The 19,135-nt window shown below is 67.5% G+C and carries 16 protein-coding genes; 7 read left to right on the top strand and 9 right to left on the bottom strand.

Features of this window, described 5'->3' with window-relative positions; all coding sequences use genetic code 11:
• Together AC11WY_RS09155 and AC11WY_RS09150 are read right to left on the bottom strand one after the other, a co-directional pair.
• Complete coding sequence (locus AC11WY_RS09155) at positions 1-1,011, bottom strand: carbohydrate ABC transporter permease (protein ID WP_482924663.1); 1,011 nt, start codon at positions 1,009-1,011, stop codon at positions 1-3.
• Between the two features lie 124 nt (positions 1,012-1,135).
• Positions 1,136-2,497, bottom strand: coding sequence for an ABC transporter substrate-binding protein (locus AC11WY_RS09150; protein ID WP_482924661.1), 1,362 nt, complete (start codon positions 2,495-2,497; stop codon positions 1,136-1,138).
• A gap of 258 nt (positions 2,498-2,755) precedes the next feature.
• Between AC11WY_RS09150 and AC11WY_RS09145 the strand changes: the two genes are divergently transcribed.
• The 4 genes from AC11WY_RS09145 to AC11WY_RS09130 all read left to right on the top strand — a co-directional run bounded on the left by AC11WY_RS09145 (position 2,756) and on the right by AC11WY_RS09130 (position 6,705).
• Positions 2,756-3,787 (top strand): LacI family DNA-binding transcriptional regulator, encoded by a 1,032-nt coding sequence (locus AC11WY_RS09145; protein ID WP_482924659.1) that lies wholly within the window; start codon positions 2,756-2,758, stop codon positions 3,785-3,787.
• Between the two features lie 2 nt (positions 3,788-3,789).
• On the top strand, positions 3,790-5,112 hold the full coding sequence (locus tag AC11WY_RS09140) for a GH1 family beta-glucosidase (RefSeq protein ID WP_482924658.1): 1,323 nt from the start codon (positions 3,790-3,792) through the stop codon (positions 5,110-5,112).
• A gap of 40 nt (positions 5,113-5,152) precedes the next feature.
• Positions 5,153-6,121: a glucokinase gene (locus tag AC11WY_RS09135; protein ID WP_482924656.1), complete on the top strand. Its 969-nt coding sequence runs from the start codon at positions 5,153-5,155 to the stop codon at positions 6,119-6,121.
• 143 nt (positions 6,122-6,264) lie between these two features.
• Positions 6,265-6,705, top strand: coding sequence for a DUF2147 domain-containing protein (locus AC11WY_RS09130; RefSeq protein ID WP_482924655.1), 441 nt, complete (start codon positions 6,265-6,267; stop codon positions 6,703-6,705).
• 27 nt (positions 6,706-6,732) lie between these two features.
• On the opposite strand, the gene AC11WY_RS09125 is transcribed toward AC11WY_RS09130, so the two are convergent.
• The 5 genes from AC11WY_RS09125 to AC11WY_RS09105 form a co-directional block, all read right to left on the bottom strand.
• A complete protein-coding gene (locus AC11WY_RS09125) occupies positions 6,733-6,990 on the bottom strand; it encodes a 3-ketoacyl-ACP reductase (RefSeq protein ID WP_482924653.1) in 258 nt (85 codons plus the stop codon).
• Between the two features lie 189 nt (positions 6,991-7,179).
• Positions 7,180-7,965 carry an FAD binding domain-containing protein gene (locus AC11WY_RS09120; protein ID WP_482924652.1) on the bottom strand — a complete coding sequence of 262 codons (786 nt, stop codon included), beginning with the start codon at positions 7,963-7,965 and terminating at the stop codon, positions 7,180-7,182.
• Positions 7,966-7,977: 12 nt separating this feature from the next.
• Positions 7,978-10,350, bottom strand: a complete 2,373-nt coding sequence (locus AC11WY_RS09115) for a xanthine dehydrogenase family protein molybdopterin-binding subunit (RefSeq protein WP_482924650.1) — start codon at positions 10,348-10,350, stop codon at positions 7,978-7,980.
• A gap of 57 nt (positions 10,351-10,407) precedes the next feature.
• The gene (locus AC11WY_RS09110) at positions 10,408-10,893 is read right to left on the bottom strand and encodes a (2Fe-2S)-binding protein (RefSeq protein WP_482924649.1); all 486 of its coding nucleotides are present in this window, start codon (positions 10,891-10,893) and stop codon (positions 10,408-10,410) included.
• Between the two features lie 27 nt (positions 10,894-10,920).
• Positions 10,921-11,442, bottom strand: coding sequence for an SRPBCC family protein (locus tag AC11WY_RS09105; protein WP_482924647.1), 522 nt, complete (start codon positions 11,440-11,442; stop codon positions 10,921-10,923).
• Positions 11,443-11,597: 155 nt separating this feature from the next.
• Here AC11WY_RS09105 and AC11WY_RS09100 point away from each other — a divergent pair, with 155 nt between their 5' ends.
• From AC11WY_RS09100 to AC11WY_RS09090, 3 genes are read left to right on the top strand one after another with little or no spacing between them, the layout of a single operon-like run.
• A complete protein-coding gene (locus AC11WY_RS09100; RefSeq protein ID WP_482924729.1) occupies positions 11,598-12,293 on the top strand; it encodes a response regulator transcription factor in 696 nt (231 codons plus the stop codon).
• 40 nt (positions 12,294-12,333) lie between these two features.
• Complete coding sequence (locus AC11WY_RS09095) at positions 12,334-13,494, top strand: FIST N-terminal domain-containing protein (RefSeq protein ID WP_482924645.1); 1,161 nt, start codon at positions 12,334-12,336, stop codon at positions 13,492-13,494.
• Positions 13,491-15,695 (top strand): PAS-domain containing protein, encoded by a 2,205-nt coding sequence (locus AC11WY_RS09090; protein ID WP_482924644.1) that lies wholly within the window; start codon positions 13,491-13,493, stop codon positions 15,693-15,695. The genes AC11WY_RS09095 and AC11WY_RS09090 overlap by 4 nt, the downstream gene beginning before the upstream one ends.
• 149 nt (positions 15,696-15,844) lie before the next feature.
• Here AC11WY_RS09090 and AC11WY_RS09085 read toward each other — a convergent pair whose 3' ends face one another.
• Both AC11WY_RS09085 and AC11WY_RS09080 read right to left on the bottom strand, forming a co-directional pair.
• Positions 15,845-17,401, bottom strand: a complete 1,557-nt coding sequence (locus AC11WY_RS09085) for a trimethylamine methyltransferase family protein (protein ID WP_482924642.1) — start codon at positions 17,399-17,401, stop codon at positions 15,845-15,847.
• A 96-nt stretch (positions 17,402-17,497) separates the two neighbouring features.
• Entirely contained in the window at positions 17,498-19,126 is a 1,629-nt protein-coding gene (locus tag AC11WY_RS09080; protein ID WP_482924640.1) for an alpha-D-glucose phosphate-specific phosphoglucomutase, read from the bottom strand.
• Between the last annotated feature and the right edge of the window lie 9 nt (positions 19,127-19,135).

Below are 19,135 nucleotides of genomic sequence, written 5' to 3'. Positions count from 1 at the left end.
TCAGTGACCCTCCATTTCGCGCCGCGCGTTGCGGATGTTCCAGACCATGATCGGGATCACCAGGATCATGATGATGATGGCAATGGTCGCGCCGCGGCCATAGTCGCCGCCGCCTTCGAACATCCAGACATACATCTCGTTCGCCAGCACGTCGGTATCCCACTGCCCGTTGGTCATCGCATAGACGATGTCGAACACCTTCAGCACGGTGATGGTGATCGTGGTCCAGACCACCGCGATGGTCGTCCAGATCTGCGGCACCATGATGCGGAAGAAGATCTGCAACCCGTTGGCGCCGTCCAGCACCGCGGCCTCGATGGTTTCCTCGGGGATGCCGCGCAGCGCGGCGGACAGGATGACCATCGCGAAGCCGGTCTGAATCCAGATCAGGATGATCATCAGGAAGATGTTGTTCCAGAACGGCACCGTGATCCAGGCCTCGGGTGCGCCGCCGAACCAGGTGACGAGGGCGTTCAACAGACCGATCTGGGTCTGGTCCGCCGCACGGTAGTCGTAGACGAATTTCCAGATCACCGTGGCGCCGACGAAGGAAATCGCCATCGGCATGAAGATCAGGCTTTTCGCGACGTTGCCCCAGAAGATGCGGTCGGTCAGCGCCGCAGTCACCAGCCCGAGAAAGGTCGAGGCGGCGGGCACCACCAGCAACCACAGCAGGTTGTTCAGGAACGCCGCGCGGATGCGGCTGTCTTCGACGAACCAGAGGTAGTTCTTGAACCCGACGAACTCCTGCCCGTCGCGGCCGTGAAAGCTGAGCCAGATCGAGGCGACAACCGGGTAAACCAGGTAAAGCGTCAGCGCCAGCACCGCAGGCCCGACAAAGAGCCAGGGCCGGATCGCGGCGGTGATGCGAATGTTGCGGGTGCCGCGGTCGCCCGGCGCCCGGGCGGGAAACACCATGTCCAGCAGGATGTTGGAGCCGTAGAAGTAGCCGAAGGCCGCCGTGATCCCGACGACGATCGTCAGGCCCGCTGTCATAAGCTGCTGAAGCATGCCGCATCTCCCCTTGCGTCACGGTGATGGCGGGGCGCGAGCACGCCGCCTCCGGTGCGCCCCCCGCGCATCGGCCGTCAGTCACCGGGGGCGCAAGTGGCGCGCCCCCGGCAGGTGCGGTGGCTTACTTCAGGCCGTCCCAGGCTTTCTGGATTTCCGCGGCGGTGTCTTCAGCGGATTTGCCCCCGACGTAATCGACCATCCCGGTCCAGAAGGCGCCCGCGCCGATCTTGCCCGGCATCAGGTCCGACCCGTCAAAGCGGAAGGTGGTCGCGTCCAGCAGCATCTGGCCTTCCTTCGCCATCGTCGCGTTGGCATAGGCCTCGGTGTGCACCGTCTTCAGCGGCGTCAGGAACGAGGTCTGCGCCATCCAGACTTCACTGGCGATCGGCGTCTTCAGGAAGTCCATGAAGGCGTCGGCCGCCGGGTTGTCCTTGGTGATGAACACCAGCGTGCCCGCGCCCTCGACCGGCTTGCCCAGTTCGGGCTTGCTGGCATAGGGCGGGAAGTAGAAGAAGTCGGCATCGGTGCCCAGCTTCGTGCCATCCGGGAAGAACGAGGGGATGAACGAGGCCTGCTTGTGCATGTAGCACTTCGGCGGCGAGGTGAAGAGCCCCTTCGGGCTGTCGCGGAAGTCGGTCGTCGCCACCGCCTTGACGCCACCATCGACGTATTTGTCGTTCAGGGCGAACTCGCCGAAGGTCTTGATCGCCTCGACGACGCGCGGATCGGTGAACTTCACCGAGTTGTCGACCCAGCCGTCATAGACTTCCGGCGGTTGCTGGATCAGCAGCAGGTTTTCCACCCAGTCTGTCGCAGGCCAGCCGGTCGCACCGCCCGACCCCAGACCGATGCACCACGGCGTGCCGCCGTCGGCCACGATCTTCTTGGTCAGCGCCTCAAGCTCTTCAAAGGTCTTCGGGATGGTGTAGCCCGCGTCCTTGAAGTTGCCCGGCGAATACCAGACCAGCGATTTCACGTCGATCTTGAACGGGAAGGCCATCACCTTGGCGGTGCCGTCCTTGTCCTTGAAGGTCGACAGCGTCACCCAGCTTTGGCCGGCGGCGTAGTTGTCGAGAATCCACTGCTTGGTGTCGGCCGGAAGCGGTTGCACGAAGCCCTTGGAGGCCAGATCCTGGATCAGGCCGGGCTGCGGCAGGATCGCGATGTTGGGCGGGCTGCCCGCCTGGGTGTCGATGACGATCTGCTGCTCGTAGTTTTCCGACGACGAGTAGTTCACCTTCACCCCGGTCGCCGCGGTGAAATAGGCCAGCACGCTTTCGAACAGCGTCTGATCCTCGCCGCGCCACGGCCCGAAGATCGTCAGCGTCTGGCCGTCGAGCTTGTGGGACTTGGCAAAGGCGTCGTAGCTGTCCCAGTGGAACTTCTGCGGATCGCTGCCCGGCGCGAATTTCAGATCGGCGGCCGAAGCCGCCCCGGCGACAAGCGCGAGACCCGCGGCCGCCGACAAAAGCTTCCCTAACATGAACTCTCCTCCCGGTTTAGCGCGCTTGGAACGCGCATCCCTCATTACCACGCCGCCTGGAATCATTTCCAAACCGCTTTGGGTTCCTCAACGTCGCCGATCCCCCCGTGCGAGTCAATCCGAACGAGAAAGCCTTCGCGCTTTGCATCATCTTTTCGCATATGCAGCATGGTTTGCCGGTTGCGAATGCTTTTGACGCCATCCCCCGCGATGGTTACAGTCCCTTGAACTTCAAACCGCTTTGGACCCCCCCGCCCGATGAATCTGAAGGAACTGGCCAGCAAGCTCGGGCTTTCCCCCACCACGGTCAGCCGGGCGCTGAACGGCTACCCCGAGGTCAACGAGGTCACGCGCGAGCGGGTGGTGGCGGCAGCCAAGCGCCACAATTACCGCCCCAATGCCCGCGCGATCCAACTTGCGACCGGGCGGGCGATGGCGATCGGGCACGTCATCACCGTGTCCACCAAGCACGAGATTGTGAACCCGATCTTTGCCGACTTCATCGCGGGCGCGGGCGAGACCTATTCGCGCATGGGCTATGACATGCTGCTGACCGTAGTGAACGACGCCGAGGAGGCGCGCGCCTACCGCGAGATGAAAAGCCGCGGCACGGTCGACGGCATCATCGTCCACGCCCCGAAGGCCGCGGACCCGCGCATTGCCCTGCTGCACGAGATCGGCTTGCCCTTCGTCGTGCACGGCCGCGCCACGGGGGCGCCCGAGGCCTATTCTTGGCTCGACGTGAACAACCGCCGCGCGTTCCGGCGCGCGGCCGAGTTCCTGCTGGACCTCGGCCATCGCCGGATCGCGCTGGTCAACGGGCTGGAGTACATGGATTTCGCGATCCGCCGCAGGTCCGGCTATGAACAGGCGCTGGCGGCGCGCGGTCTGGTGATCGACCCGGCGCTGATGCGATCCGACGAGATGACCGAAACCTACGGCCACCGCGCCGCGCTGGCCATGCTGGCGCTGCCCGATCCGCCGACGGCCTTCCTGGTGTCCTCGATGATCATCGCCATCGGCGTGCGGCGCGCGCTGGAAGATCGCGGGCTGAAGCTGGGTCGCGACGTGTCGCTGATCACGCATGACGACGACCTGAGCTATCTGCGCAACGGCGATGACGTGCCGATCTTCACCGCCACCCGATCCTCGGTGCGCGAGGCGGGCCGACAGGTGGCCGAGATGCTGCTCGACAACATCGCCAACCCCGGCCACGACCCGCAGACCCGCATGTTCGAAGCCGAGCTGATGGTCGGGCTGTCCACCGGCCCGGCCCCGACCAAAGGATGACCATGACCTTCACACGCGCCGATTTTCCGGCCGGTTTCCAGTTCGGGGCCGCCACCTCCAGCTACCAGATCGAGGGGCACAGCTTCGGCGGCGCGGGCCCGACGCATTGGGACAGCTTCGCCGCCACCCCCGGCAACGTGGTGCGCGCCGAAAACGGCGCCGTAGCCTGCGACCACTATCACCGGATGGGCGAAGACCTCGACCTTCTGAAAGCCGGAAATTTCGACACCTATCGCTTCTCCACCTCCTGGGCGCGGGTGCTGCCGGAAGGGCGCGGGGCGGTGAATGCCGAGGGGCTCGACTTCTACGACCGTCTGGTCGATGGGCTGCTGGAACGCGGGTTGAAACCTGCGGCAACGCTTTATCATTGGGAACTGCCTTCGGCGCTGGCCGACCTTGGCGGCTGGCACAACCGCGACATCGCGGGCTGGTTCGCCGACTTCACCGAAATCATCATGGGCCGCATCGGCGACCGCGTCTGGTCCACCGCCACGATCAATGAACCCTGGTGCATCGCCTGGCTGTCGCACTTCATGGGCATCCACGCGCCGGGGCTGCGCGACATCCGCGCCGCCGCGCGGGCGATGCACCACGTCCTGCTGGCGCACGGCCGCGCCATCGAGGCGATGCGCGGGCTCGGCCTGACCAACCTTGGTGCGGTCTGCAACTTCGAGCACGTCAGCCCCGCCGACGCCTCGCCCGAAGCCGCCGCCGCCGCCGCGCGCTATGACGCGATCTACAACCGCTGGTTCCTGTCAGGCATGTTCAAGGGCGACTACCCCGCCGAGGCGCTGGAGGGGCTGTTGCCGCACATGCCCGCGGGCTGGCAGGACGACTTTCCCACCATCGGCGCCAAGGTCGACTGGGTCGGCCTGAACTACTACACCCGCAAGCTGATCGGCCCCGGCGACGGCCCCTGGCCCGCCTATGCCGAGGTGCCCGGCCCGCTGCCGAAAACCCAGATGGGGTGGGAGATCTACCCCGAGGGGTTGCACGACTTCCTGACCCGCGTGCACACCGACTACACCCACGGCCTGCCGCTTTACATCACCGAAAACGGCATGGCGAACGCCGATGTGCTCGTGAACGGCGCCGTCAACGATCAGGCCCGCATCGACTACATCGACGCGCATCTGGCACAGGTCCGCCGCGCAATTGCCGAGGGCGTGCCGGTGGCGGGCTATTACTGCTGGTCGCTGATGGACAATTACGAGTGGTCGCTGGGCTACGAGAAACGCTTCGGCCTGATTCATGTCGATTTCGAAACCTTGCAGCGCACCCCGAAAGCGTCCTATCACGCGCTCGCCCGCGCCTTGGCGCGTTAGAGACCCGCGCGCCCGCGCGCAAACACCATCGGAGAGCCTGATGCCCCTCCCCGCCAACACCCGCTCGCTCGTCGCCGATATCGGGGGCACCAACACCCGCGTCGCGCTGGCCGAGGGGCGGCGCCTGCTGCCCGCAACGATCCGGCGCTACCGCAATGCCGAGTTTCCGGGGCTGGAAACCGTGCTGCGCCGCTATATCGACGAAGAGGGCGGCGTCGATTGCGCGGGCGCCTGCGTTGCGGCGGCGGGGCCGGTGCGCGATGGCGTGGCGCATATGACCAACCTCGACTGGACCATCGACCCTGCCATGCTGTCGCGCGCGACCGGGGCGGAACGGGTGGCGATCCTGAACGACCTGCAGGCGCAGGGCCACGCGCTGGGGGCGCTGGCACCCGAAACCCTGCGCCCGGTGATCGAGGGGCCGGTGGCGCCCCCGCATGCCTCCAAACTGGTGATCGGCGCCGGCACCGGCTTCAACGCCGCACCGGTGCACGAGGCGCCGGGCGGACGGATCGTCGCCGCCTCGGAATGCGGCCATATCAACATGCCGATCCGCACCGCGGCCGACCTTCGCCTGGCCCAGTTCGTCGAGACTGCGCATGGCTTTCCGGGGGTCGAGGATGTGCTTTCGGGCCGTGGGCTGGAACGACTTTACGCCTGGGTCTCGGCCGAGGCAGGCTCGCCCGGCGAGAAATCCGCGGCCGAGATCATGGCGGCACTTGATGGCGGAAGCGACCCGCTGGCACTGGAGACCGCGCGGCTTTACGTCCGGCTGTTCGGCGCAGAGGTCGGCAATCTCGCGCTGACCCACCTGCCGTTCGGCGGCATCTTCCTGATTGGCGGTGTGGCGCGCGCCTTCACCGCGCATCTCGGACCGCTCGGCTTCACCGAGGCGTTCCGCGACAAGGGCCGCTTTGCCGGCTTCATGCAGAATTTCCCGGTCTGGATCATCGAGGACGATTACGCCGCCCTGACCGGTTGCGCCGCCTACCTGGCCGCGCAGGGCTGAACGGCTGGCGGCGCATCCGGGGGATCCGGGTCGGCAATCATCGTGCAGCCGCGCGGAAAACATCTACCGAATCCTTCCGCCGCCGTTTATTTCCCAAAGCTGTCAGAGAGTCGCGCGGCTTTGGGGAAAGGCACCGGATTCAGATGCGTCTGCCGAAGGTCATTCTTGCCTTGCCTCTGGCGCTGGTGGTGGGGTGGACGGCATGGTCCGCCGACTCGACCCCCGCAGGGATCTGGCGCGACCCGAGCGGTCGGCTCGAGGTCCAGATCTATCTGTGCGGCGCGGCGCTCTGCGGCAAACTCGTGTGGTTCAGATGGCCGGACGACGCTGCCGACCGTCCGATTGTCGATCTGATGAACCCCGACCCGGCCCTGCGGGCGCGACCGCTGCTTGGGCTGGAAGTCTTCGACCACCTGAAACCGGACGGAACCGGCGGCTGGGGCGGCGGCCGGGTCTACAATCCGGAGGACGGCATCAACTACCTGGCAAGCATGTCGATCGCGGCGGACGGAACCCTGCAGGTGCGCGCCTTCCTGCTGCTGCCGATCTTCGGCGAAACCTCGGTCTGGACCCGTATTCGCTAGACAGGGCCAAAGTGCCGCCGCCGCCGATCACGGCTTTTCATCGACCAGTTGATCGACCCACATCCGGACCGAATGCTCCAGATCGGTGACATGGTGGCCGTGGCTCGCGGCCGTCGCGTCCTCCTGGTCGACCTGTTTGGACAGGGCGGCATAGCGGTCGCGCAATTCGCGGTTGGTGGCGACGTGACCGGCATCCGCCGACGCCGTGCGTTGCAGCCGCGCCTCGGCCGCCGAAAGTTGCGTGCCAAGCGCCGCCAGTCTGGCGTGAAGGTCTGGTTCGGTCATTGCAAACGCCCTTTCCGGGTCCGCTCCCCGCCGTCATCACTCCGGTCTCGGGCGCCGCGCGGATGATGGCGCCATTGCCGACACATAGCACGGCTTCCCGCAAGCCGACGCGGTGGGGTTTCGCCACCCCGGCCTTGCAATGATCGGGGCGGGCGCATCGCGGTGATGCGCCCGCCCCGTTCTCATGCGTCAGCAGGCGGCAACGGCCCGCCCGGTCAGCACCCCGATCAGATGCGCGCGATACGCGGCACCGCCGTGGATGTCGGCGATCAGATCATCCGCCGAGGCTTTCAGCCCGGCCACCGCCGAAGCCGAGAAGGTGCCCGACAGCGCCTTTTCCGCCGCCGTCCAGCGGAACACCCCGCCCGACGAGGCGCCGGTGACAGCCACCCGCACGCCGTCCTTGAACTGCGCCACGAACACCCCCACCAGCGCAAAGCGTGACGCGGGCTGCACGAACTTCTGGTAGTTCGCGCGCGTCGGCACCGGAAAGCGCACCTCGGTGATGATCTCGCCGGGTTCCAGCGCGGTGGTGAACATGCCCTGGAAGTAGTCATCCGCCGCGATCTGGCGCGTATTGGTGACGATCGTCGCGCCAGAACCGAGCACCGCGGCCGGATAGCAGGCCGAGGGGTCGTTGTTGGCGAGGCTGCCGCCGATGGTGCCGCGATTGCGCACCGCCGGATCGCCGATGCCGCCCGCCAGCGCGGCCAGCGCCGGATAGGCCCCCGCCCCTGCCGCCACCGCGGCGTGGGTGGTGCCGCCGCCGATGCAGACCCGCCCGGCGTCATCGGTGCAGATGCCCTTGATCTCGGCGATGCCGTTCAGGCTGACCAGCACGGCGGGCGCGGCCAGCCGCTGTTTCAGCGTCGGGATCAGGGTCTGGCCACCGCCCAGCGCCTGCGCCTCTTCCGCCCCCATCGCCTCGACGGCCTCCGCGAGCGTCGCGGGCCGCTTGAATTCGAATGCGTACATGGCTTCTCCTCCTTACGCCGCTTGGATCGCGGCCCAGACCCGGGACGGGCTGAGCGGCATGTTGATATGCGTCACCTTGTGGCCACCGCGCTGCAGCGCGTCGATCACCGCGTTCACCACGGCAGGCGGCGAGCCGATCGCCCCCGCCTCGCCGCAGCCCTTGGCGCCCAAGGGGTTGTGGGTGCAGGGCGTGTTGCAGGAATGGTCGGTCTGGTAGTTCGGCAGATCGTCGGCGCGCGGCATCGCATAGTCCATGTAGCTGCCGGTCAGCAGTTGCCCGTTCTCGTCGTAGACCGCGAGTTCCAGCAGCGCCTGCCCGATGCCTTGCGCCACGCCGCCGTGCACCTGACCTTCGACCACCATCGGGTTCATCACGTTGCCGAAATCGTCGGCCGCCGCAAACGAGCAGATGGTGACCTTGCCGGTGTCGGGATCGACCTCGGCCTCGCAGGCATAGGCGCCGGCGGGATAGGTGAAGTTGGCCGGGTCGTAAAACGCGGTTTCCTCCAGCCCCGGTTCCAGCGTTTCCAGCGGGTAGTTGTGCGGCACATAGGCCGAGAAGGCGATCTCGCCGAAGGTCTTGGCCTTGTCGGTGCCCGCCACGGTGAAGGAACCGTCCTCGAACACGATGTCGCTTTCCGAGGCTTCGAGCATGTGGGCCGCGATCTTCTTGCCCTTGGCGATGATCTTGTCGAGCGCCTTCACCATCGCCGTGCCGCAGACCGCAAGGCTGCGCGAGCCGTAGCTGCCCATGCCGAACGGGATCTTCGAGGTGTCGCCGTGCACGATGTCGACCGAGGCGGCCGGGATGCCCAACTTGTCGGACACGATCTGGGCAAAGACCGTCTCATGGCTCTGGCCGTGGCTGTGCGCGCCAACCATGACAGAGATGTTGCCGGTCGCGTTCACCCGCACGGTCGCCGCATCGTAAAGCCCGACGCGCGAGCCCAGCACGCCGACGAGGTGCGAGGGCGCGATGCCGCAGGCCTCGATCCAGGTCGACAGCCCCAACCCGCGCAGCTTGCCGCGTTTCGCGCTTTCGGCCCTGCGGGCCTCGAAGCCCTTCAGGTCGATCATCTCGATCAGCTTGTCGAGTGTCGCGCCGTAGTTGCCGGTGTCATAGACCAGTCCGACCGGCGTGGTGTAGGGATACTGGTCGGGCCGGATGAAGTTCTTGCGCCGGATCTCGAACGGGTCGATCCCCAGCTCGCGCGCCGCCTTGTCAACGACCCGCTCGATCGAGAAGGTCGCCTCGGGGCGGCCTGCGCCGCGATAGGCATCGACCGGCGCGGTGTTGGTGAACACCGCCTTGACGTTCACATAGACCAGCGGTGTGCGGTAGGGCCCGGCCATCAGGGTGCCGTGCAGGAAGGTCGGCGTCGCCGTCGAGAAGTTCGACAGGTAGGCGCCGACGTTGGCCAACGTCTCGGTCCGCAGGGCCAGGAAGTTGCCCTCCATGTCGGTGGCCAACTGGATCGTGGTGACGTGATCGCGGCCATGCGCATCGGACAGGAAGCTTTCCGACCGTTCCGCCACCCATTTCACCGGGCGGTTCAGCTTCTTGGCGGCGGCCAGCACCACCGCTTCCTCGCCGTAGTGATAGATTTTCGAGCCGAAGCCGCCACCCACGTCGGGCGCGATCACGGTCAGCTTGTTTTCCGGAATGCCCATCACGAAGGCCGCGATCAGAAGCCGCGTCAGGTGCGGGTTCTGCGAGGTGGTGTAAAGCTTGTAGTCGCCGGTGCCGGAATCGTAGTCGCCGATCGAGGCGCGCGGTTCCATCGCGTTCGGGATCAGGCGGTTGTTCACCAGTTCCAGCGTGGTGACATGCGGCGCCGCGGCAAACGCGGCATCGACGGCGGCGCGGTTATCCTCGATCCAGCCCCAGTCGAAGCAGACGTTGTTGGCGATCTCGTCATGCACGCGGTTGGACGGGTCGGCGATGGCCTTGGCCATGTCGACGATCGCAGGCAGTTCGGTGATGTCGGCCACCACCGCCTCGGCCGCGTCGCGCGCCTGGGCGTAGGTTTCGGCCACCACGGCGGCATAGGCATCGCCGACGTGGCGCACCTTGCCATGCGCCAGCACCGGGCGCTTGGGTTCCTTCATCGCCTCGCCGCCACGGCTCTGGATCAGCCAGCCCGCCGGGTTGCCGCCCATGCCGGTGAAATCCTCGCCGGTCAGGATCGCCAGCACGCCCGGCATCGCCTCGGCGTCACGGGTGTCGATCTTGTCGATCCGGCCATGCGCGACGTTCGAGCGCAGGAACACCACATAAGCCTGCCCGCGCAGGTCGATATCATGCGTGTACCGGCCCTTGCCGGTCAGAAACCGCACATCCTCGCGCCGCTTGGTGCTGGCGCCAATGCCACCGTCTTTGGGCATCTCATCCTCCCTGTTGCGATGCGCGCGAAGGCGCATCTTGTGCAATCTGTTGTCCGGTTATTCCGCAGCGACGGCCGTGGCCGCCTGCCCGCTGGCCGCCATCACCGCCTGCACGATGTTGTGGTAGCCGGTGCAGCGGCAGATGTTGCCCTCAAGATAGTGGCGCACCTCGGCCTCGGTCGGCTTGGGGTTTTCCGCCAGCAGCGCCGCCGCCGACATCACCATGCCCGGCGTGCAGAAGCCGCATTGCAGCCCGTGATGATCCTGGAACGCCTGCTGGATGGTGCCCAGCGAGCCATCGGCATTGGCCATGCCCTCGATCGTCTTCACCTCGGCGCCGTCAAGGTCCATCGCGAAGGTGGTGCAGCTTTTCACCGCAGCCCCGTTCACATGCACCACGCAGGCACCGCATTGCGAGGTGTCGCAGCCCACATGGGTGCCGGTCATCCCCAGCCCTTCGCGCAGGAACTGCACCAGCAGGGTGCGGCCCTCCACCTCGCCGGACACCTGCCGCCCGTTCACGCGCATTGTCACTTTCGGCATCAAATCCTCCCTGATTGTCTTGGCCTGTCAGCCGATGATCCGCTTCAGCCAGCCTTTTTTCACTTCGCCCTCGGGCGCGTCGCCCGCGGGTTCCGGGTCCGGCGCGGCCGGGCCCTCGATCGCTTCCTGGAATCGGGTAAAGAAGTCATCGGCCATCTTTTTGGCGAAGCCGTCGATCAACCGGCTGCCCAGTTGCGCCAGCTTGCCGCCAACCGAGGCCGTCACCTCATAGCTGAGCTGCGTGCCGCCCTCGACCGGGTCGAGCCGGACCTTGGCGCCACCCTTGGCAAAGCCGGCCGGGCCGCCCTTGCCTTCGCCGGTGATTGTCACGGCGCGGCCCTCGGTGATGTCCGACAACTGCACCACGCCAGTAAAGCGTGCCTTCACCGGGCCGACCTTCTGCACCACGACGGCCTCGAATCCGTCGGCGACCGAGCCGGTCATCGACTCGCAGCCCGGCACGCAGTCCTTCAAGACCTCGGGGTTCAGGATGGCGGCCCACACCACATCGGGGGCCGCCTTGATCAGGCGCTCATCTTTCAGTTCCATGCGGTCCTCACTCCCTGTGGCGAAACTCTACGGGTTAAGATGCGTCGGCGCTATCTGACAAAAGTCGTAACCGGCACGCGACCACCCCCGACCTTCGGGCAAGTGGCGGCGCGGTCGGTGCCCTGCTAGGATGGATGCGAACGGGCTGGGATATGATGGACGCCTTCGACCTTGCCGATCAGCAACGGAGCTTTGCGACAGCCCTGGTGGTCGATGACCACCCGCTGTTCTGCGAGGCGCTGGCGATGACGCTGAAGACGGTGGCGGGCATCGGCAGCGTGGAAACCGCCGGGCGGCTGGATACGGCGCTGGCCCGGATGGGCCTGTCGCCCCGCCCCGATGTCGTGGTGCTCGACCTCAACCTGCCCGACGTGACCGGCTTTGACGGCCTGATCCGTCTGCGCGCGGCAGCGCCGGGGGTGCCGGTGGTCGTGGTCTCGTCGATGGCCGACGCCCGCTCCATCGGCGCCGCGCTCAGCGCCGGGGCCGCCGCCTTCGTGCCCAAGCACAGCCCGCGCGAGGCGTTCCGAACGGCTTTCGCCGCGCTCAGGGCCGGGCGCTGCTATGTGCCCGAGGGCTACACCCCACCCACCGATCCCACCGCCCCCGCCACCGGGCGCGAAGAGGCGATCCAGCGGCTGACGCTGCTGACCCGGCAGCAGGCCAACATCCTGCAACTGATTTGCGAGGGCAAGCTGAACAAGCAGATCGCCTATGAACTGGCGATCGCCGAGACCACGGTGAAGGCCCATGTCACCGCCATCATGCGCAAGCTGGGCGTGCAAAGCCGCACCCAGGCCGTGCTGATCGCGCGTGAGGCCAGCTTCGACCGGCTCTTGCCACCGGGTTGAGCCGCGCCGTACCCTTGGCCCCGCACCCGGGAGGCGCGCGATGAAGACTGCCGGGGCGCTGCCCCCCACCCCCGCCGATGATCCGATCCTGGCAACCGCGCATGTCACGGCCAGCGGCACCGACGTGGCCGGTCGGCTGGCCCGCGCGCTGGGCCCCGGCCCCTTCGCGCTGGTGATCCTGTTCATCTCGCCCGCCGCCGACCTTGCCGCGCTGGCCGCCCAGACCACCCGCGCCTTCCACGGCGCGCCGGTGATCGGCTGCACCACCGCGGGCGAAATCTCGTCGCAGGGCTATACCGAGGGCGAGATCGTCGCCGTCGGCCTGCCTGCCCGCCATTTCGCCGCCGAGTTGCTGCCGGTGCCCGACCTCGACCGCCTCGCCCCGCAGGAGCTGATCGCCCGCCTTGGCCGGGCGCGGCACGGGCTTGCCCGGATGCGCCCCGAATGGCCGCACGAGTTCGCCTTCCTGCTGGTCGATGGCCTGTCGGCCCGCGAGGATGCGCTGACGTCGGCGCTGGCGGCGGGGCTTGGTCCGGTGCCGCTGTTCGGCGGCTCGGCCGGTGACGGCACCAGGTTCGAGCGGACCTTCGTGCTGCACGACGGCGCGATGCGGCGCAACGCCGCCGTGCTGGCCTTCCTGCGCACCGATTGCCCGCTGCGGGTCTTCAACCTCGACCATCTGCGCCCGACCGAAACCCGCATGGTGGTGACCAAGGCCGACCCTGCCCACCGCATCGTGCGCCGCATCAACGCCGAACCCGCCGCGCAGGAATACGCCCGCATCCTGGGCAAGGATCCGGCGCAACTGACCACCTTCACCTTTGCCGCCCACCCCGTCGTGGTACGCATCGGCGGCAAGCACCATGTGCGCGCCATTCAGCAGGTCGCGCCGAATGGCGATCTGGTCTTCTTCTCGGCGATCGACGAGGGGCTGGTGCTGACGCTGGCCGAACCGATGGACATGGTCGCCCACCTCGACCGCGAACTCGCCGCGTTGGGCTCGCCCGAGGCGATCCTGGCCTGCGATTGCATCCTGCGCCGGTTGGAGGCGGAAGAGAAACAGATGACCGGCGCGATCTCGGCCCTGCTGCGCCAGCACCGCGTCATCGGCTTTTCCACCTATGGCGAGCAGTTGAACGGGATGCACGTCAACCAGACGATGACCGGCGTGGCACTCTACCCGCCCGGCGGCAGCCGATGACCTTCACCCTCGTCAACCCCGCCGACCCGCCGGAACGCCAGGCCGAAAAGCTGCGCGAGATCGCTGAGGTGCTGATGCGCCGGGTCGAGCAGGCGACCGACGCCTCGGGTGCCGCCTACGCCCAGTTCCAGCGCGCCGCCCTGCTGGAGGAACAGGTCCGCGACCGCACCCGCGATCTGGAACGCGCGCTGGACTTGCTCAACGAGTCCAACGCCCGGCTGGAAAACGCCACCCGGTCGGCCGAGGCGGCGCGGCAGAACCTCGCCAATGCGATCGAGACCGTGCAGGAGGGCTTTGCCCTCTTCGATGCGGGTGAGGTGCTGGTGATGTGCAACGCGCGCTTCGGCATCCACATGCCGGACCTGCACGACGCGCTGAAACCGGGGCTGAGCTTCAGCGACTACATCGACCGGGTCAGCGCCTCGCGCTTTCTCGAACTGCCCGAGGGCGACAGCCCCACCACCTGGGCCGAGCGCCGCAAGCGCCGCCATCAGGACCGCCACGTCATGTTCAACGTCCGCATGATCTGGGACCGTTGGGTCCAGGTCAGCGAGCATCGCACGATGGATGGCGGCACCGTCATCCTGCAGACCGACGTGACCGGGATCATCCGGATGGAGCGCGAAGAGCGCGGCAAGCTGCTGGACGATCAGGCCCGGATGATCCGCGCCACGCTCGACCACCTGAACCAGGGGGTGGCGATCTTCGACGCCGAAAACCGGCTGGTGGGCTGGAACCAGCGCCTTGCCGCGCTGCTGGCGCTGCCGCTGGCGCGGCTGCGGCTGGGCACCGGCTACGACACCCTGTTCGAAGCCTTCCGCAGCGGTCAGGGCTTCGCCACCCCCTTCACCGAAACCGCCCTGCATCTGTGGGTGGAACAGACGACCCCGCGCGCGCCGCTGTCGTTCGAGGTGCAGCGCGGGCAGGCCACCGTCCTTGATGTCTTCGCGCAGGAAATGCCGGACCGCGGCTTCGTGATCTCGTTCACCGATGTCAGCGCCGAACGCACCGCGATCGCCGCGATGGCCCATGCCAACGAAACGCTGGAGGCCCGCGTGGCCGCCCGCACAGGCGAGTTGCGCCAGGCGCTGGCGCAGGCCGAGCGCGCCAATGCCGCGCGCGCCCGCTTCGTTGCCGCCGCTAGCCATGACCTGCTGCAGCCGCTGTCGGCAGCCCGGCTTTTCCTCGCCTCGCTGATCGACGAGGCGGTGCCGGAACCGACGCGGCAGACGCTGGAAAAGGCCGAGAACGCGCTGGTCAGCGTCGGCCAGATCCTCGATGCGCTGCTCGACATCTCGCGGCTGGAAGTGGGTCGCGCCGAGGTCGAGGTGCGGCCCGTGCGGCTCGACCGGCTGCTGGCGCAACTGCGTGACGAATTCGCGCCGGTGGCGGCGAAAAAGGGGCTGGACCTGCGCATCCTCCCCGCCCGGGCCGAGGTGGACAGCGATCCGACCTACCTGCGCCGCATCCTGCAAAACCTGATCGGCAATGCGCTGCGCTATACCGATACCGGCCGCGTGCTGGTCGGTGTGCGGCACGCGGGCGGCGACCTCAGGATCGAGGTGCACGATACCGGCCCCGGCATCCCGGTGGGGGAACAGCAGAACATCTTCAAGGAATTCCACCGCCTCAACGCGCCCGCCTCGGCGTCCGAGGGGATGGGCCTCGGCCTTGCCATCGTCGATCGGGCTTGCGCGCTTCTAGGCCATCCGCTCACCCTGCGCTCCGCCCCCGGCCGGGGCACCTGTTTCGCGGTCGGCCTGCGCCGCGCCGCTCCTGCGCCCGCCCTGCCGCACCCGGCGGGCCTTGGCGCGTCCTCGCCCGCGCCACCACAGGACCGCATCGTGCTCCTGGTCGAGAATGACGACGCGCTGCGGCTGGCCCTCGGCCAGTTGCTGGAGAAATGGGGCCTGAACGTGATCGACGCCCGCACCGGCGAAGAGGCGCTGGCGCTGGTGGACGAGATCGGCATCGCCCCCGACGTGGCGCTGGTCGATCAGCACCTGGGCGACGGGCTCGACGGGCTGACCACGATCACCCGGCTGCGCGCCCGCCATGGCCCGGTGCCCGCCCGCATCCTGACCGCCGACCGCGCGCCCGGGCTCGGGCCGCTCTGCGCCGCCGAGGGGGTGGCCCTGATGCACAAGCCGATCGACGCCGCAGCGCTGGAGGCTTATCTCGCCGCGCTGTCGCCGCACTGAGCCGAACCGCGCGCAAGGTGTTGGCAAGGTGGGGAAAACGTCCTGCCGAAGACGCGCCGATATCGCACCGCGCGCCCCTTGCCCGGAATCAACGGCACTGCCCTTCGTTGCGCTATTCCCGTCAGGCGGGGGGCAGCGCCCCCTCTACCTTAGTACCAGGCGTCCGGCATTCCGGCCTTCGTGCGTGCCATGAACTCGCGCAAGGCTTCGTCGACGCCCGCATCCAGCGGCGGCGCCTCGTACTCTGCCAGCGCCAGCTTCCACGCCTTGTTCGCCCGCGTCGCGGCGTCGGTGGATCCCGCCGCCTCCCATTTCTCGTAAGGCTCGTTGTCCGACAGTGCGGAGTCGAAGAAGGCGGTCTGGTAGTTCGCCATCGTGTGCGAACAGCCGAAGAAATGGTTGCCCGGCCCGACCTCGGCGAAGGCCTCGACCGCAAGCTGGTTGTCGTCGATCTTCACGCCGTCAAGATAGGTGTGCAGCGCACCGCAAAGGTCGGCATCCAGCATGAACTTCTCGTAGGACATGCTCAGGAGCCCGTCGAGGAACCCCGCCGAATGCAGGATGAAGTTCGCGCCGCAATGGACGGCGGCCAGCATCGACATCGTGCCCTCCATCATCGCCTGCGCGTCGGGCAGTTTCGAGGTGGTGAAGTTGCCCGAACAGCGCAGCGGCAGGTTCAGCCGCCGCGCCAGTTGCCCGATCACCATCGAGCCGATCGCCGGTTCCGGCGTGCCGAAAGTCGGCGAGCCTGACCGCAGCGACATCGACGACAGGAAGTTGCCGAAGATCACCGGGGCGCCGGGGCGTTCGAGTTGCGTCAGCGCGCAGCCCGCCATCGTTTCCGCCAGCGATTGCGCGATGGCGCCCGCCGTCGTCACCGGCCCCATCGCGCCGCCCAGGATGAAGGGCACGATCACCGCCGCCTGATTGGCGCGGGCATAGGCGCGCAAGCTGGTGGTCATCGTCGCGTCCCAGACCAGCGGCGAGTTGACGTTGACGTTGCCGAGGATGACGCAGTTGCGATCGACGAAGTCGCGCCCGAACACGATGCGGGCCATTTCGATCGAGTCCTCGGCGCGGCTTTCGGCCGTCACCGACCCCATGAACGCGCGATCGGAATACTTCAGGTGCGAATACACCATGTCGAGGTGACGCTTGTTCACCGGCACGTCGGTCGGCTCGCAGATCGTGCCGCCGGAGTGGTGGAACCAGGGCGACGATTGCGCCAGCTTGATGAAGTTCGTGAAGTCTTCCAGCGTGCCGAAGCGGCGGCCGCGGTCGAGGTCCATCACGAAAGGCGAGCCGTAGGCGGGCGCGAAGATCACCGACTTGCCGCCGATCTCGACCGAGTTCGCGGGGTTCCGGGCGTGCTGGGTGAAGCTGGCGGGGGCGGTCTTAAGCACCTCGCGCAAGAGGCCGGGGGGAAACTTCACCAGTTGGCCCGCGACCTGCGCGCCCGCCCGGCGCCAGTGGTCCAGTGCCACCGGATCGTCGCGGAACTCGATGCCCGTTTCGGCCAGGATGCGGTCGGCGGCGTGCTCGATGCGGATCAGGTTTTCTTCCGACAGGATGTCGTAGGTCGGGATGTTGCGGACGATGTAGGGGCGGCTGATGCCCGCGCCCTTGTGGCTGCGCTCCTCCTGCCGGGCTTGCCTGCCGCTGCGGGCCACGCGCGGCGCGCGGGTCGTGGTCTCTGCCGTTTCCATCGCTGTCTCCTCACCCTGTTGGGGTCAGGATACGCGCGCGCGCCCGCCACCGCATGATGCGGATGCGTCACGCGCAGGTCCGTTGGCGTCAGAACCTCAGGTGATGACGTTCGGCCGGTCGCGCCCGATCTGTTCCTTGATCCCCGCCAGCGCATGGGCGGCCCGGATCACCGGGGCCAGCGCCTCTTGCGGGTCGAGACCCTGCTGCGCCGGGTCGGCCTCGTAGCGTTCGAGGTAAAGCCGCAGCGTCGCGCCCTCGGTGCCGGTGCCCGACAGCCGCAGCACGATGCGGGCGCCGTTCTCGAACCGGATGCGCACGCCCTGCGCGCGGCTGACCGAGCCGTCGACCGGGTCGTGATAGGCGAAATCGTCGGCGGCGGCGATGTCCATCCCCTCGACCCGGGTGCCGGGCAGCGTCGGGATCGCCGCTTTCAGCGCGCTCATCATGCGTTCGGCGGCGTGGATATCCAGCGCCTCGAAATCGTGGCGCGAATAGTAGTTGCGCCCGTAGGTCTGCCAGTGGTCGCGCAGGATCGCCGCCACCCCGTGCCGCCGCACGGCGAGGATGTTCAGCCACAACAGAACCGCCCAGAGGCCGTCCTTTTCCCGCACATGGTCGGACCCGGTGCCAAAGCTTTCCTCGCCGCAGATCGTGCAGCGCCCGGCGTCGAGCAGGTTGCCGAAGAACTTCCAGCCGGTCGGCGTCTCGAACGCCTCGATCCCCATCGCCTTGGCGACCCGGTCCACCGCCGCCGAGGTCGGCATCGAGCGCGCCACCCCCTTCAGCCCGCCCTTGTAGGCGGGGGCGAGGTGGGCATTGGCGGCCAGCACCGCGAGGCTGTCGGACGGCGAGACGTAGATGCCGCGCCCGACGATCATGTTGCGGTCGCCGTCGCCATCCGAGGCGGCGCCGAAATCGGGGGCGCCGGGGGCGAACATCTCCTCCATCAGGGCATGGGCCCAGGTCGGGTTCGGGTCGGGGTGGTGGCCGCCGAAATCGGGCAGCGGCACCGCGTTCACCACCGTGCCCTCGGCCAGGCCCAGACGGCGTTCGAGGATCTCTTTCGCATAGGGCCCGGTGACGGCGCACATCGCATCGAAGCGCATCCGGAAGCCCGCCGTGACCAGCGCGCGGATCGCGCCGAAGTCGAACAGCGTTTCCATCAGCGCGGCATAGTCGGCGACGGGGTCCACCACATCGACCGTCATGCCGCCCAGCGTGACGCGGCCGATCCGGTCCAGATCGACATCGGGCGCGGAGACGAGGCGGTATTCGCTCAGCACCTTGGTGCGCTCGAAGATCGCCTCGGTCACGGACTCGGGCGCCGGGCCGCCATTGGGCATGTTGAACTTGACGCCGAAATCCTCGGTCGGGCCGCCGGGGTTGTGGCTGGCCGACATGATGATGCCGCCGTCGGTCTGGTTCAGCCGGATCAGGTGGCTGGCGGCGGGGGTCGAGAGGATCGCACCCTGCCCCACGATCACCCTGGCCGCGCCGTTCGCCGCCGCCATCTTCAGGATCACCTGCGCGGCGCGGTCATTGAAATAGCGCCCGTCGCCGCCCAGCACGAAGGTTTTTCCCTTCACGCCTACCACGTCGAAGATCGCCTGCACGAAGTTTTCCAGATAATGCGGCCGCATGAAGACCGGCGTCTTCTTGCGCAGGCCCGAGGTGCCGGGCTTCTGCCCCTCGATCGGGTGGGTCGCATGGGTGGCAGCACTCATTCAGGCATT

The organism is Solirhodobacter sp. (genome assembly GCF_964715405.1).
The sequence above is the reverse complement of the archived record's forward strand: the minus strand, read 5'-3'. Positions and strand labels throughout refer to the sequence as shown.